Raw genomic sequence first — 13,749 nt, 5'->3', positions numbered from 1 at the left:
AACTTGTTGCTAGGGCGGCGCATCGTTGCAATTCTCCTCGGGTCGCTGGTTGCACTGTTGCTTCCGCCGATCGACGCCGGTCGTGCCGCCCCGGCTCCGAAGGTTGCGAAAGCGAGACCCAAGCCTTCGCCCCCACCAGCCAAATGCGAGGCGCCGAGATTCCGGATCGTGGTGGATGTCGGGCACACCCCGGACTCCTACGGCGCGCTCAGCGCGCGCAATGATCCGGAGTTCGGCTTCAATTTCGTTCTCGCAAAACTCATTACGGCGAAGCTCAAGTCCGAAGGCTTTGCGGCAACCCGCCTGCTCGTCACGGACGGCAAGGCGCGGCCGAGCCTGTTCAAGCGGGTCAGTGCCGCCAATGACGGCCGGGCCGATCTCTTCCTGTCGATCCATCATGATTCGGTGCCGGACAAATTGCTGGAGACCTGGGAGTTCGACGGCGCGAAGAGCTATTTCAGCGATCGCTTTTCGGGCCACTCGCTGTTCGTGTCGCAGCAGAACCCGCATTTCGCCGCCAGCCTGATGCTGGCCCGGATGATCGGCAGGCAATTGAAGGAGCAGGGCCTGCACTATGCCAGCCAATACACCCTGCCGCTGATGGGTCGTTACCGGCGCCAACTGCTCGACAAGGATGTCGGCGTCTACCGCTATGACGGGCTCGTCGTTCTCTCGCGGACAAGCAGTGCGGCTGTGCTGCTCGAAGCCGGCTCCATCATCAACCGCGACGAGGAAATGACAATGAACTCGCCGGAGAGGCAGGAGACGGTCGCCGGAGCCGTAGCGGCGGCAATAGGGGAGTTCTGCGCGAGGAGGTAGGCTGCTTCGCTGTCTCCACAGCCGTCATTGCGAGCGCAGCGAAGCAATCCAGAATCTTTCCGCAGCAGCAGTCTGGATTGCTTCGTCGCAAGGGCTCCTCGCAATGACGACGCCCTACAGCGGCACGCTCCGATACTCCCGGTTCGCCAGGCTCGCCTCCTCCAGATCGAGATCGCGCTCGATCCGGCGCCGTGTCTCGTCGGTGATCTGGCCGTCGCGCAGCAGGTTGTGAATGAACTTGCGTTCGGCGGCGATCAGGTCGCGGGTCAGCGCGGTACCTGCAGCGGAGACGTCGTGGTGAGTGGGATCGAGCGAGTCGGGAAGCTGGTTGACACGGATCTCGTGGCGGGCGCGCAGCAGCCGCATCACCTCGTCAGAGACTTCCTGTTCCGCGGTCATTGCATCGAGCGACTTCAGCGCGGCGTCGAGCGCCTGGCGGCGGGCGGCGATCTCGGCCTCGTGCTCGGCGATGTGCTCGTTGCGGCCGGCCTGAGCGACACCGAGCCAGCGCACCACCGGCGGCAGCGTAAGGCCGACGCCGATCAGCGTGACGAAGATAACGCCGAAGGCTACGAACAGGATCAGGTCGCGATACGGAAAGGCTTCGCCGTCCGGCAGCGTGAACGGCAGCGCCAGCGCGGCCGCGAGCGACACCGCGCCGCGCACGCCGGTGAAGGCGAGCGCGAACGGCCATTGCCAGGGCGGCGACGGATCGCGCTGGCGCAGCGACTTGCTCATCATTCGCGGCAGATAGGTCGCGGGATAGAGCCAGGCGAAACGCGCGATCACGACGATCACCAGCACCACGGCGGTCGCGATCAGGATGTCGTCGAGCGGGAACGCCTTCGATTTCTCGTAGAGCGCGCGCATCTGGAAGCCGGTGAGCAGGAACAGCACACCTTCGATCAGGTAGATCACGAGGTCCCAGAAGAAGATGCCTTGCAGGCGTGTCGCCGACGAGATCAGCAACGGGCCGTTCCAGCTCACATAGAGGCCGCAGGCGACGGTCGCGATCACCCCGGAGCCGCCGAGATGCTCGGGCAGCCAGTAGGACACGTAGGGCGTGATCAGCGACAGCGTCAGCTCGACCTGCGGATCCCCGGACCATTTGCGGAAGCGAAGGGAGAGCCAACCGACGCCGATGCCGAACGCGATCTCGCTGGCGACAATGAGGAGGAACTCGCCGGCCGCGAGCGGCAGCGAGAAATGCCCGACCATGATGGCGGCCAGCGCAAAGCGGTAGAGGATCAGCGCGGTGGCGTCATTGGCGAGCCCTTCGCCTTCGAGGATCACCAGGAGGCGGCGCGGCATGTTGAGCCGGCGCGCGATCGCGAGCGGCGCCACCACGTCGGGCGGCGCGACGATGGCCCCAAGCAGGAATCCGATGGTCCAGGGTAGGCCGATCAGGTAATGCGTGGCGGCCGCCACCATCGCTGCGGTGAAGATCACCGCGCCGACCGCAAGCAGCACGATCGGGCGCAAATTGTTCCTGAACTCGCGCCAGCTCATGGCGACGCTCGCCGAGTAGATCAGCGGCGGCAGCACCATCAGCAGCACCAGTTCCGGCGGCAATTCCACCGGGGGCATGCCCGGCACGAAGGCGAGGCCGACGCCGGCCAGCATCAGCAGGATGGCAGGGGCGATGTTGAAGCGGCGTGCGGCCAGCGCCACGCCTGCCAGTACGGCGAGCAGGATGAGAAAGGTCTGAAACTTCGCTTCCATGATGGTCTGTCTTGACCCGGAAGCGGCCGCAACGTCAATGCGGCCGGGTTCAGGCGAGGCGCTCAACCGCCATGCGGCCGATGCGCGCAAACGCCGCCTCGATCTGCGCCGGCTTCGGCGTGCCGCCCTGGGTATAGGCCGCGATCAGGATCGGCGTCTCGGGCTTGGGCCAGACGACCGCGATATCGCCCGAGGCGTCCTTGCCGTTGTTGCCGGTCTTGTCGCCGATGGTCCAGCTTGCGGGGAGGCCGCCGCGCAGCCGGTTCGCGCCGGTCTTGCAGTTCTCCATCCAATCCCTGAGAAGGGCACGCGAGGCCGGCGACAGGGCTTCGCCCACGACCAGGCGCCGCAAATTACTCGCCATCGCCATTGGCGTCGTGGTGTCCTGGGGATTGCCGGGCGGTGAGCGGTTGAGCTCGGGCTCATTATGATCGAGCCGCGAGGCGCTATCGCCAATCGACCGCCAGAATGCCGTGAGGGCAGCCGGCCCGCCGATCCGTGCCAGCAGCAGATTGGCGCAGGTATTGTCGCTGAGCTCGACGATCGCCTTGCACATCTCGGTGACGGACATCGTGCCCGCCGCGAGATTCTGCTTGGCGGCCGGCGCATATTCCAGCAAATCGTCCTTGCCGTACGGGATCATGGCGGTGGGCTGCTCCTCGCCGCGATCGATCCGTGCCAGCACGCAGGCCGCGAGCGAGGCCTTGAAGGTCGAGCACATCACGAAGCGCTCGTCGGCGCGCCAGGCAAGCTTCTTGCCGGTTGCAAGGTTCTCCGCATAGACCCCGATCCGCCCACCGCTCTCGCGTTCGTAAGATTCGAACTCGGGCGGCGCCTCCACGGCAAGCGCGGGAGACGCGACCATCCAGCAGAGCGAGGCGAGCAGGGAGCGGCGATCAAGAGGCATGAGGATTTTCAGGCAGGTTGAGGCGCAAAATGGAGCGGGCGCTTCATCCGCATCGTCATTGCGAGCGCAGCGAAGCAATCCAGAGTCTCTCCGTGAAGGGGTTCTGGATTGCTTCGTCGCAAAAGCTCCTCGCAATGGACGAGCCGAGAGACTTACGCTCGCAATGATGGAGCATGGATATCGAGCGCGGCAGATATTGGGCGAACTTCGAGCAGCCGCTCACTCCCTGAGGTCATATCGGTACGACTTCGACACGATCTGCCAGCCGTCGGCGAGCTTCATCGCCACCAGATAGTCGGTGAAATAGCGCGGCGGCAATTGGCACCGGACCTTGATGAAGGCGGTCTTGTCGTCCGAGCGGTCGATGGTGACGACAAAATCCTCACGCGGCTTGCCTTCGGCCTTGGCGGAGGGGCGCTTGCGCACGCGGTCGAGCCAGTCGGGCACGGTCAGCACCTGCAGTTCGCCCTTCTCGACCCAGCGCAAATCGGCGGACGGATGGAAGATGGCGCCGAGCTTTTCGGCATCGCCCTCGTAAAGACCATCGAAATAGGATTGCACGACGGCTTCGACGCTCGAACGGTTCTGGCTCATGAGTCATCCTTTTGCATGATGCTTGGGGCGAACTTAGCCTTACGCATCAAAATGCGCTATGGGTGTGTCAGCCATTTGCGCCAGGGCTTGCCATGACCGGATCAGAAAATTCGAACGCTCGTATCGTGATCGGCGAATGCTGCTGCCGCGCCGTCCGGTTTGAGGTGGCCGACGAATTTTCCTATGCGATGAACTGCCACTGTTCGAATTGCCGCCGGACCACCGGCTCGGCCTTCAAGCCGTTCGCCGGCATCCCGCAGGACAAGCTCCGCATCGTGAGGGGTGACGACCAGCGGCTCATATTTGGCGACGACACCACCCATGACGTCCATTGTGGGCGATGCGGGTCGCTGCTTTATTCCCGGGTGCGCGACGGACAATGGGTCCATGTCGCCATGGGAGTCCTGGTCGATGCCCCTTCGATCCGGCCGAGCGCCCATATTTTCACAGCCTCGAAGGCGCCCTGGCACGAAATTACAGACCATCTGCCGCAATATCGGGGGCATATCGGTGAAGGCTAAGGGAAGTCGGCCTGACGTCGGCTTGGCAGCGAACCGCGACCGCGTTGGTGCGACAAACAACGGGGCTTTCGGGTAGTCGTCGATGCAGTCTTCGTGACTCCATTGCAAGCATCGCCATCAGATCCTGCTAAAGCGGTCCCAAAGGGGGCTCGAACGCCCTGACGAGCCTGCCAAGCAGCTTCGCCTCGTCGTCCTGGATGCCTGCCGGGACAATCCGTTCGGCGGCCCCGGCAACGACGCCAATGCCGAGGTTTGTTGCTGAGGTTGGAAGTCTTCCTCTGTCCCTGCGCCCGTGCGCGATTGCGTACCAGGCAGGGACGACAGATTATGCCGAAATCGCGCTCGCGGCGATGTTCACCGTCAGGGCCAGCAAGGCCGTGTTGTAGATGAATGACACGATCCCATGCGCGGTAGCCGTGCGGCGGATCGTCTTGTCGGTGATGCCGACGTCGGAGACCTGCGCGGTCATGCCGATCACGAACGAGAAATAGACGAAGTCCCAATAGTCGGCGTGGTCTTCCTTGTCGCCGCTCGGGAATTGCAAGCCGCCCGGTTGGGCGCCGCGGTAATAATCATGCGCGTAATGCAGCGCGAAGGTCGTGTGCACGGCGGCCCACGACAGCACGATTGTGGTGATCGCGACGCTCAACTCCAGAACTCCGCGATGTTGCATGCCGAGTTCGGAGACGATCGCCGCGATGCTGGCGAAGGCGCCGGTCGCCGTCACCAGCAGGATCACGAAGCGGCCGTCGTCCTGCATCGCGGCGCCGCGGCGGATGTGCTGGTGGTCGTTGCACAGCATCATCGCATAGACCAGGACGAGATAGACCGCGATCAACGCATCCCAGCCGAACAGGAGCCGCGTCACCAGCCGGTACGAGCCCGGCAGCAGCAGGCTGACCAGGATGCCGGCCACGAGCGCGATGAAGGTCCGCGGCCGCGCATAGATCAGCCGCACCGGCCGCGACATCTTGCGGAAGCGGGCAAGGACGGGGTCTTCTTTGCCCTCGACCGCCATCGGTATGCGTCAGTTCTTCCGCTCGGCGACGAATCGCGCCGCCGCCTGCAGCACGGCGGCGCGGTCGCCGAAGATCGACACGGCGCTGTCGGCCCGGGCGAGCAGGTCACGCACGCGCTGCTTGGCGCCTTCGATGCCGAGCTGCGTGACGAACGTGGTCTTGCCAAGCGCGGCATCGGCGCCGGCCGGCTTGCCGAGCGCGGCGGCATCGCCTTCGACGTCGAGCAGATCGTCCGCGATCTGGAAGGCTTCGCCGAGCGCGCGGCCGTAATCGTCGAGCGCCTGATATTCCTTCTGCGAGGCCTGGCCGAGAATGGCACCGGCGATGCAGCCGTAGCGCAGCAGCGCGCCGGTCTTCATCTGCTGGATACGCGCGACGTCGATTGGCTCGTTGCCGCCAAAGCGGCCTTCGCCGGCGAGATCGAGGATCTGGCCGCCGACCATGCCGCCGATGCCGGCGCAGCGCGCCAGAGCGCGCGTCAAAAGCAGCCGCACATTGGCGTCGCGATGGATCTCGTCGCGGGTGACGATGTCGAAGGCGAGCGTCAACAGGCCGTCGCCGGCGAGGATCGCGGTCGCGTCGTCGGTGTGCTTGTGCAGGGTGGGGCGGCCGCGGCGCAGGTCCGAATTGTCCATCGCCGGGAGGTCGTCATGGATCAGCGAATAGCAATGGATGCATTCGAGCGCGGCACCCACGAGCAGGGCCGCTTCGCGCGGCACGCCGAATACGGCTGCGCTCTCGACCACGAGGAACGGCCGCAAACGCTTGCCGCCGTTCAGGCTCGAATAGCGCATTGCGTCCATCAGCCGCTTGGGCCGGGCGATCTCATCATGCAGGATGTCGTCCGACAGCAGGCGCCCGAGCAGGGCTTCGGTATCATCAGCGGTCTTGTCCAGACGTTTGGCGAAATCGGACGGGGACGTGCTGGTCATCAAGAAGGGCTCCAGAACTAAAATTCGGCGGGACAATCCTTTATGCGCCCGCCCCAGTCAATCGTCTGGAAGGCCTAAAAAGTGCTGGAAAAGGCCCGAATTATCACAGACTTAATGGCAGGATCCGCGGCTGCGTTTCATTTTGCGCCGGAAAGGCTGATTTGCGCATCGTCAAAATCCTTCTCCTGGTGCTCGCGGTTGCGCTGCTCGCGCCCTATGTGATCGCGCCATTCTACCGCACAGGCCATCCGGTCTCGACGCTGATGGCCTGGCGCTCGCTTCGCGGCGCGCCGATGCACAGGGAATGGATCGATCTGGCGGCGATGTCGCCCTATCTGCCGCGATCGGTGATCGCTGCCGAGGATGCCCATTTCTGCAAGCATCACGGTATCGACTGGGGCGCGCTGCGCGAGGCGATCGACGACGCAAAGGAAGACGGCACCGCCTTCCGGGGCGCCTCCACGATCACCCAGCAGGTCGCGAAAAACCTGTTCTTCTGGCAGGGCCGGGATTTCGTCCGCAAGGCGCTCGAATTCCCGCTGGCGCTCTGGATCGATCTCGTCCTGCCCAAGCCACGGATCCTGGAGATTTATCTCAACATCGCGGAGTTCGGTCCGGGAGGGCAGTTTGGCGTCGAGGCCGGCAGCGCCTATGCCTTCGGCAAGTCGGCCGAGGACCTCTCACCCCGAGAGGCGGCCCTTCTGGCCTCGATCCTGCCGAATCCGGCCAAACGCAGCGCTAAAACCCCCGGGCCGGGTGTCCGGCGGCTGGCGGCCACTTATATGGCGCGGGGCCAGGCGAACTCGCTTGCGACCTGCTGGCGCGAAAATCGCTGATTTTGAGCCCATTCCGGGCGTATTTTCCGGCCCAAGAGCCTAGCTTTACGGCCAGCCTTCCTCTATAAGCCCGGCCTTGATCGGCATTCAGCTCGCCTCCTATTGCGGGTGCTGAGCCGTCCCTCCGCGGACGATGCCCTGATGACACCAATCCCTAGAGGATATTGAAATGGCCGTTCCGAGAAGAAAAACCTCGCCGTCGCGCCGTGGCATGCGCCGCTCGGCAGACGCCATCAAGAAGCCGACCTATGTGGAAGACAAGGACTCCGGCGAGCTCCGTCGTCCGCACCATCTCGACCTCAAGACCGGCATGTACAAGGGCCGGCAGGTCCTGAAGAAGAAAGAGTCCTGAGGTCAGGACCTTGCTTTGGGCAGGATGATCTGGCTTGCCTGATTTCGGCCCATCCATGAGATAGACGGTGACGGCGGCGGAGCGAATGCTTCGCCGCTGCATTGTTCTGTCCGGATATCATGATCGAGAGGCATTTTGCCGATGGTCGGTTTCCCGCTGCTTCTGATTCCGCTCGCGGTCTACAACATCATCGCCTTCCTGATGCCCAGCGTGTCCTTCTCGGACGTGCTGTTCAAGGTGCCGATGATCACGGGCGAGGCCTGGCCGGTCACGCTCGCCGATCTCCTGCTCGCGCTCGGCGTGGTGTTGCTGTTGCTCGAAGTGGTCAAGGGCGCGCGGCCCGGATCGAAGTTCCTGATGGACCACCTGCTGTCGCTGATCGTCTTTGGCGCGGCGGCGGCCGAATTCGTGATGTGGCCCAAGTTCGGCAACTCGACCTATTTCCTGCTGGTGCTGCTCGCGATGGCGGATTTCCTCGGCGGCATTGCCCAACGCACGCGCCGCCGCGTCACCTACGTCGCGGAGACGACGGTGCCGGCGCCGCGCAAGGCCAAGCGCCAGGTCGACGCGCCGGATGTGGTGTCCGAGCGCAAGTTCGAGCCGGTGATTGCGCCGCAGCCGGCACCGGTCGAGCCTCCCGCAGCCTCGGCGCAATCCGTCGCCGAATCCGTGCTGATGGATCATCCTGCGCCCAAGCCCGTGCAGGGCGCGTCTTCGCCAGAAATTCCCTCGCCGCAGCTTCAGCCGGGTAACGGCACGCCGCCGTCCTCCGACACGCCGCCGCGCTGACCCAGCGTCAAGCCACCTGCCGCGTCCTTGCGCTGACGCTTTGCAGCGGGCGCTTGCTGCCATAGGCCATCTGCGCGTCTTCGGGAGAGGCGCGGCGAAGCCGGCTCGTTTGGGGCAGCTGCTCGGCATTGGCGATGAGCTGGGCGACGAAGCTCGGATCAGGGCGCGGCGGCGGCGCCTTGTGCACCCATCGTAACGTCGGCATCAGCGGTACCAGGGCCGTGCCGGCCTGCCGCTCTACCTCTTCGATTCCATCCGCCGTCGCCATCGCAACACCGTTCATCAGATTGAGCTGGCGCGTTTTGGGACATCGGCGCCGGTGCACGTGATGGTCTCGCAAGGCCTATGCCGGTCGAGCTTAATTGGTTCCTGGGTGTTCTGGGAACGTGGTTTCCAAATTGTTTATCAACTTTGCCTAGGGTCGGAGACGAATCTGGCTCTATCCTGTGCCGGCCCAGGACTCCCTGCTGTCCCGAAACGAGGCGATTTTGACCCCTGCATTGCCGCAAGCCTCCGACATTCTGGCCGCGCTCGGTCAGGCCGTGTTCGCCTGGGATATCGCCAGCGATGCCATTGTCTGGGGTGATCAGGTCGCCAGCGTTTTTCCCGGCATTCCCGCCGAGCGGTTGGCGACCGGCGCCGAATTCGCCAAGCTGATCGAGCCCGGGCCGGCGCTGCGGACCGCCGCGCTGGCGCAGACGTCCGCCGTGCACGGCGCCGACGGCACGCCCTACCGGGTCGAGTACGGCGTTCGCATGAGCGCCGCCGATCCCGTGATCTGGATCGAGGAGACCGGCCGCTGGTTCGCCGGCCCCGACGGTCGCCCGGTGCGCGCGATCGGCTCGATCCGTATCAACAACGAGCGCCATGCCCGCGACGAGGAGCTGACCAAGCTGGCCCGGCTCGATCCGCTGACCGGCGAGCTGAACCGCTCCCACCTGATTGCGGCGCTGGCCGAGGCGATCGAGGAGACCACCCGCTTCCGCTCGACCGCGGCGTTCATGCTGGTCGGCATCGATCACCTCGCCCGCGTCAACGACGCCTTCGGCTTCGACGTTGCCGATGCCGTCATCCTCGACATCGCCAAGCGCATCCGCTCGCGCCTGCGCGGCGGCGACGTGCTCGGCCGCTTCTCCGGCAACAAGTTCGGCCTGATCCTGAAGAACTGCACCGTCGACGACATGAACGTCGCCGCCGAGCGCTTCCTCGCCGCCATTCGCGACGAGGTCGTGCCGACCAAATCCGGTCCGGTCTCGGTCACCGCCTCGATCGGCGCGGTCAGCGTGCCGCGCTATGCCCGCAACACCGACGAAGCCGTCAACCGCGCCCATGAGACGCTGGATGCCGCCAAGCGCCGCCGCGTCGGCTCGTTCGCCGCGTGGCGTCCGGATGCCGCACGCGACGCGCAGCGCCGCGTCAACATCCGCGTCACCGACGAAATCGTCACCGCGCTGAACGAGCGCCGCATCAAGCTCGCCTATGAGCCGGTGGTGGCGGCCGCCTCGCGCGAGCGCGCGTTCCACGAATGCCTGGTACGGATGGACCAGGGCGACGGCCACGTGCTGCTCGCGCCCGACATCGTGCCGGTCGCCGAACGGCTCGGCCTGATCCGTCTGGTCGATCACCGCGTGCTCGAGCTCGTGGTCGCCGAGCTCGCCGCCGCGCCCGATGTCAGCCTCAGCCTCAACATCTCGCCCGATACGACCATGGATCCGGATTGGTGGGCGGGAATCGAATCGCTGATGCTGGCCCATCCCGGCGTTGCCGAGCGGTTGATCGTCGAGATCACCGAGACGGTCGCGATCCAGGACATCGACGATGTCCGTGGCTTCGTCACGCGGCTGAAGAATTTCGGCAGCCGCATCGCCATCGACGATTTCGGCGCCGGCTACACCTCGTTCCGAAACCTGCGCAAGCTCGGCGTGGATATCGTGAAGATCGACGGCGCGTTCGTGCAGAACATCACCCATTCCGCCGACGACCGCGCCTTCGTGCAGACCCTGATCGACCTCGCCCGACGCCTCGACATCAAGACGGTCGCCGAATGGGTGCAGGACGAGGAAGCCGCAATCATGCTGCGCGACTGGGGCTGCGACTACATCCAGGGCCGCCTGATCGGGCTTGCCTCGGCCGAGCGGCCGTGGGGTACGGCGGCGGAGAACGCGCTGCCTGCGGCGGGCTAGCGTTCATCGATTCAATCGCGCGGCGGTCGGTGCGGCAATCCCGGTCAAACCGGGACATGCGACAATTCGTCGTTTGGTCGTGTGCCAAGAGGCGGAATTTGAGGGAGCAGAAAGCCGCTACGCCACGCGCCGGATCGTGGTCAGTGTCTCGATGGTGCGGCTGACCTCCGATGCGAGGCACGGCTTGCCGAAATAATAGCCCTGCACGGCAGTGCAGCCGCATTCGCGCACGAAATCGAGCTGCTCCTCGGTCTCCACACCCTCCGCCGTTGTCTCGACGCCGAGCACGGAGCCGAGGCTTGCGATGGTGCGGACGATGGCCACGCTCTCCGGGCTTTCGCCGAGCGTGCCGACGAAGGATCGGTCGATCTTGATGCGGTCGAACGGAAACTTGCGCAAGTAACTCAGCGAGGAATAGCCAACGCCGAAATCGTCGAGACTGACGCGTATCCCCAGCGCGCGGAGCTGGTGCAGGATCTCGATCGTCGCCTCGCTGTCGTCGAGCAGGGCCGTCTCGGTGACCTCGAGCTCGAGCCGCCGCGGGGGCAGACCGGCTTCAGCCAGCGCGCTCGTGACCATTGCCACTAGGCCGCGCGAGCGAAACTGCACCGGCGACAGGTTCACTGCGACGGTGACATCGGGCCAGGACACGGCGGTCGCACAGGCGCTGCGCAGCACCCATTCGCCGATCGGCACGATCAGCCCGTTTTCCTCCGCGATCGGAATGAACTCGGCCGGCGAGATGAAGCCGCGCGAAGGATGCTTCCAGCGCAGCAGTGCCTCGAAGCCGGTGAGCTCCGACGAATCGAGCCGCATCTGCGGCTGGAACACCAGGTGGAATTCGCGTGCCTCCAGCGCGCCGCGCAGATCCTGCTCCAGCGCGTGCCGGCTGCGCGCCTCTTCTTCCATCTCGGGCTCGAACAGCTGGTAGGCGCCGCGCCCCTTGGCTTTGGCCTGGTACAGCGCGAGGTCGGCGCACTTCATCAGTTCGTCCGCATCGAGCCCGTGATCGGGCGCGATCGCGATTCCGACCGAGGCGCCGACATGGATCGACTGGTTCTCCAGCGGCGGCGGGCGGCCGATGACCTCGACCAGTCGCCTGGCGAGCTTCTCCGCCGATTGCGGCTGCGGACCGCGCTGCAGCACGGCGAATTCGTCGCCGCCGAGGCGTGCGACGGTGTCGTGCTCGCCGACATTCTCCTTCAACCGCGCTGCGACCCAACGCAAAAGGCGGTCGCCCGCGGCATGGCCGAGGCGGTCGTTGACGGTCTTGAAATTGTCGAGGTCGAAGCACAGCACCGCCATCGCGCCGCCGGCGATCGCGACCTGGTTCAGCCCCTCGCCCATCTTCTCGCGGAACAGCGCGCGATTGGGCAGGTCGGTCAGCGAATCGTGCCGCGCCATATGCGCCACCCGGGCCTGGGCCTTGTGACGCTCGGTGACGTCCTCATAGGTGACGACCCAGCCGCCTTGCTCCATGCGCTTGTGATTGAGCTTGATGATGCGGCCGTCGTTCAAATGCCGGTGCAGCGTGTGCTCGCTCTCACGCAGCCGTTCGACATAGTCGGCGTAGAGCTTGGCACCCGTCATGTTCGGATGGATGCCGAGCTCGCAGCTGTGCTCCATGATCTCGCGCATTGAGACGCCGGGCTTCACCATATCGGGCGAGAGGCCGTACATCTCGATATAGCGGCGGTTGCATACGATCACGCGCAGGCTCGCATCGAGCATGCACAGACCCTGGCTCATGTTGTTCAGCGCCGCGTCGAAGCGGCGGTACTGCTCGCTCAGCTCCCCGATCGCATGTTCCCGCTCGGTGATATCTTCATAGGTGGCGACGAAGCCGCCGTCTGCCAATGCGCAATAGCGTACCGAGAGCACGGTATCGTTGGACATGCTCCGCCGCATCGGCGAGCTATCGCGGTTAGCGATCCGCGCGCGGGCGGCTTCGAGGATTTGCCGAGGGCTATGCTCGGAAGCAAACGCCCCGTTCGCCATCGAACGCTCGATCAGCTCTGCGAGATGCGTGCCGGGCCTGGTCTCCTCCGGCGATAGTCGGTAGAGCTTTCGGTAGGTGGTGTTGCAGACCCGAAGCCGCATGTCGCTGTCGTAGAAGGCGAGCCCATGCGCCATGTTTTCCAGCGCCGCATCGAGCATGACGTTCTGCTGCCTCAGCGTCTCCTCGTACTGCAGCCGCTCCGTGACGTCCTCGTGCACGGTCACCCAGCCGCCGTCGGGCAGGAAGCGGGAGACCGTCTGCACCATGCGTCCGTCATAACGCATCACCAGCAGGGATTTCGCCCGCCTGGCGCGCACGTCCTCCAATCTGGAATTATGGAATTCGTCGGCCGGCATGCCCGGTAAATTGCCCCGCGACACCCAATGGTCGAGCACCGTACGATGCGAGACTCCCGGCTTCACGATCCCGGGATCGAGGTCGTAGAGGTTCAGGAAACGTTCGTTGCAGACGACGACGCGGCTGTCGGCGTCGTACATGATGAGGCCGTGCGACATGTTGGCGAGCGCGTGCTGGCTGCGCTCGGTCTGCACGCGCAATTCCGCTTCGAGCCGGGCGAGGCGCGTGACATCGTCGCAGATCGTCATCCAGCCGCCGCCGGGAAGCGGCTTCAGTTCGAGCGACATGACGAGGCCGCTCGCTAGCCGCTGCTCGGTCCGGAACGGTTTTCCCCCGGCGATCTGGGCCATCCGCGCCGAATAGAGCGCGTCAAGCTCGCCTTCCGGAAAGTTGCCGCGTCCGGCGCTGTGCGCGAGCACCTCGCGGTAGCTCGTGCCCACCCGCACGATGTCGGCCCACATGTCGAACAGAGACAGGTAACGCTGGTTGACCAGCACGATCCGGTTGTCGGCGTCGTAGACGCAGACGCCCTGTTCCATGTGGTCGAGCGCAAGCTGGCTCAGCGCGACCAGGGCCTCAGGGGCCTGCTCGCGGCGTGCACCAAGCTCGTTGTCGCAGGTCGACGTCATGGGGATCGGCGGGATCTCGGCGAGCAATAGACTTAACGCAACCTAATTCAGCCACTGAGCGTAGCGAAGAGGCCGGAAAATTCCCTTAAG

The 13,749-nt window shown here is 64.9% G+C and carries 13 protein-coding genes; 6 read left to right on the top strand and 7 right to left on the bottom strand.

The genetic code is table 11. From position 1 onward, the window contains the following. The first annotated feature begins 3 nt into the window (after window positions 1-3). Complete coding sequence (locus tag UNPA324_RS19815) at window positions 4-819, top strand: N-acetylmuramoyl-L-alanine amidase (protein WP_181769451.1); 816 nt, start codon at window positions 4-6, stop codon at window positions 817-819. Between the two features lie 114 nt (window positions 820-933). Here the strand turns inward: UNPA324_RS19815 and UNPA324_RS19810 are convergent, their stop codons facing one another. The 3 genes from UNPA324_RS19810 to UNPA324_RS19800 form a co-directional block, all read right to left on the bottom strand. Next, a complete protein-coding gene (locus UNPA324_RS19810; RefSeq protein WP_164936671.1) occupies window positions 934-2,541 on the bottom strand; it encodes a Na+/H+ antiporter in 1,608 nt (535 codons plus the stop codon). A 49-nt stretch (window positions 2,542-2,590) separates the two neighbouring features. Further along, window positions 2,591-3,448, bottom strand: coding sequence for a class A beta-lactamase (bla, locus tag UNPA324_RS19805; RefSeq protein ID WP_141935540.1), 858 nt, complete (start codon window positions 3,446-3,448; stop codon window positions 2,591-2,593). Between the two features lie 219 nt (window positions 3,449-3,667). Further along, a complete protein-coding gene (locus UNPA324_RS19800; protein WP_128922808.1) occupies window positions 3,668-4,042 on the bottom strand; it encodes a nuclear transport factor 2 family protein in 375 nt (124 codons plus the stop codon). Between the two features lie 92 nt (window positions 4,043-4,134). Here UNPA324_RS19800 and UNPA324_RS19795 point away from each other — a divergent pair, with 92 nt between their 5' ends. Beyond that, window positions 4,135-4,563 (top strand): GFA family protein, encoded by a 429-nt coding sequence (locus UNPA324_RS19795; protein ID WP_141935539.1) that lies wholly within the window; start codon window positions 4,135-4,137, stop codon window positions 4,561-4,563. Between the two features lie 325 nt (window positions 4,564-4,888). On the opposite strand, the gene UNPA324_RS19790 is transcribed toward UNPA324_RS19795, so the two are convergent. After that, complete coding sequence (locus tag UNPA324_RS19790; RefSeq protein WP_128922810.1) at window positions 4,889-5,581, bottom strand: DUF1345 domain-containing protein; 693 nt, start codon at window positions 5,579-5,581, stop codon at window positions 4,889-4,891. 9 nt (window positions 5,582-5,590) lie between these two features. Next, a complete protein-coding gene (locus UNPA324_RS19785) occupies window positions 5,591-6,514 on the bottom strand; it encodes a polyprenyl synthetase family protein (protein WP_128922811.1) in 924 nt (307 codons plus the stop codon). Window positions 6,515-6,675: 161 nt separating this feature from the next. Between UNPA324_RS19785 and mtgA the strand changes: the two genes are divergently transcribed. From mtgA to UNPA324_RS19770, 3 genes are all read left to right on the top strand, one after another. Next, a complete protein-coding gene (mtgA, locus tag UNPA324_RS19780; protein ID WP_141935537.1) occupies window positions 6,676-7,350 on the top strand; it encodes a monofunctional biosynthetic peptidoglycan transglycosylase in 675 nt (224 codons plus the stop codon). A gap of 169 nt (window positions 7,351-7,519) precedes the next feature. Beyond that, the gene (gene rpmF, locus UNPA324_RS19775) at window positions 7,520-7,702 is read left to right on the top strand and encodes a 50S ribosomal protein L32 (RefSeq protein ID WP_007598106.1); all 183 of its coding nucleotides are present in this window, start codon (window positions 7,520-7,522) and stop codon (window positions 7,700-7,702) included. Between the two features lie 141 nt (window positions 7,703-7,843). Beyond that, on the top strand, window positions 7,844-8,491 hold the full coding sequence (locus UNPA324_RS19770; RefSeq protein WP_128922813.1) for a hypothetical protein: 648 nt from the start codon (window positions 7,844-7,846) through the stop codon (window positions 8,489-8,491). Between the two features lie 7 nt (window positions 8,492-8,498). On the opposite strand, the gene UNPA324_RS19765 is transcribed toward UNPA324_RS19770, so the two are convergent. Then, complete coding sequence (locus UNPA324_RS19765; protein ID WP_128923015.1) at window positions 8,499-8,759, bottom strand: hypothetical protein; 261 nt, start codon at window positions 8,757-8,759, stop codon at window positions 8,499-8,501. A gap of 220 nt (window positions 8,760-8,979) precedes the next feature. Here UNPA324_RS19765 and UNPA324_RS19760 point away from each other — a divergent pair, with 220 nt between their 5' ends. Further along, the gene (locus UNPA324_RS19760; RefSeq protein WP_164936672.1) at window positions 8,980-10,674 is read left to right on the top strand and encodes a bifunctional diguanylate cyclase/phosphodiesterase; all 1,695 of its coding nucleotides are present in this window, start codon (window positions 8,980-8,982) and stop codon (window positions 10,672-10,674) included. A gap of 117 nt (window positions 10,675-10,791) precedes the next feature. Here UNPA324_RS19760 and UNPA324_RS19755 read toward each other — a convergent pair whose 3' ends face one another. Then, complete coding sequence (locus UNPA324_RS19755) at window positions 10,792-13,659, bottom strand: PAS-domain containing protein (protein WP_141935533.1); 2,868 nt, start codon at window positions 13,657-13,659, stop codon at window positions 10,792-10,794. Window positions 13,660-13,749: the final 90 nt, after the last annotated feature.

Origin of the sequence: Bradyrhizobium sp. UNPA324, from assembly GCF_006658635.1 — a bacterium.
GTDB lineage: Bacteria > Pseudomonadota > Alphaproteobacteria > Rhizobiales > Xanthobacteraceae > Bradyrhizobium > Bradyrhizobium nanningense.
The sequence above is the reverse complement of the archived record's forward strand: the minus strand, read 5'-3'. Positions and strand labels throughout refer to the sequence as shown.

Bases quoted from the DNA above. Each gene is read 5' to 3' on its own strand.
- UNPA324_RS19810 (WP_164936671.1), bottom strand. From the start codon at position 2,541: ATGGAAGCGAAGTTTCAGACCTTTCTCATCCTGCTCGCCGTACTGGCA.
- bla (WP_141935540.1), bottom strand. From the start codon at position 3,448: ATGCCTCTTGATCGCCGCTCCCTGCTCGCCTCGCTCTGCTGGATGGTC.
- UNPA324_RS19800 (WP_128922808.1), bottom strand. From the start codon at position 4,042: ATGAGCCAGAACCGTTCGAGCGTCGAAGCCGTCGTGCAATCCTATTTC.
- UNPA324_RS19795 (WP_141935539.1), top strand. From the start codon at position 4,135: ATGACCGGATCAGAAAATTCGAACGCTCGTATCGTGATCGGCGAATGC.
- UNPA324_RS19790 (WP_128922810.1), bottom strand. From the start codon at position 5,581: ATGGCGGTCGAGGGCAAAGAAGACCCCGTCCTTGCCCGCTTCCGCAAG.
- UNPA324_RS19785 (WP_128922811.1), bottom strand. From the start codon at position 6,514: ATGACCAGCACGTCCCCGTCCGATTTCGCCAAACGTCTGGACAAGACC.
- rpmF (WP_007598106.1), top strand. From the start codon at position 7,520: ATGGCCGTTCCGAGAAGAAAAACCTCGCCGTCGCGCCGTGGCATGCGC.
- UNPA324_RS19770 (WP_128922813.1), top strand. From the start codon at position 7,844: ATGGTCGGTTTCCCGCTGCTTCTGATTCCGCTCGCGGTCTACAACATC.
- UNPA324_RS19765 (WP_128923015.1), bottom strand. From the start codon at position 8,759: ATGGCGACGGCGGATGGAATCGAAGAGGTAGAGCGGCAGGCCGGCACG.
- UNPA324_RS19755 (WP_141935533.1), bottom strand. From the start codon at position 13,659: ATGACGTCGACCTGCGACAACGAGCTTGGTGCACGCCGCGAGCAGGCC.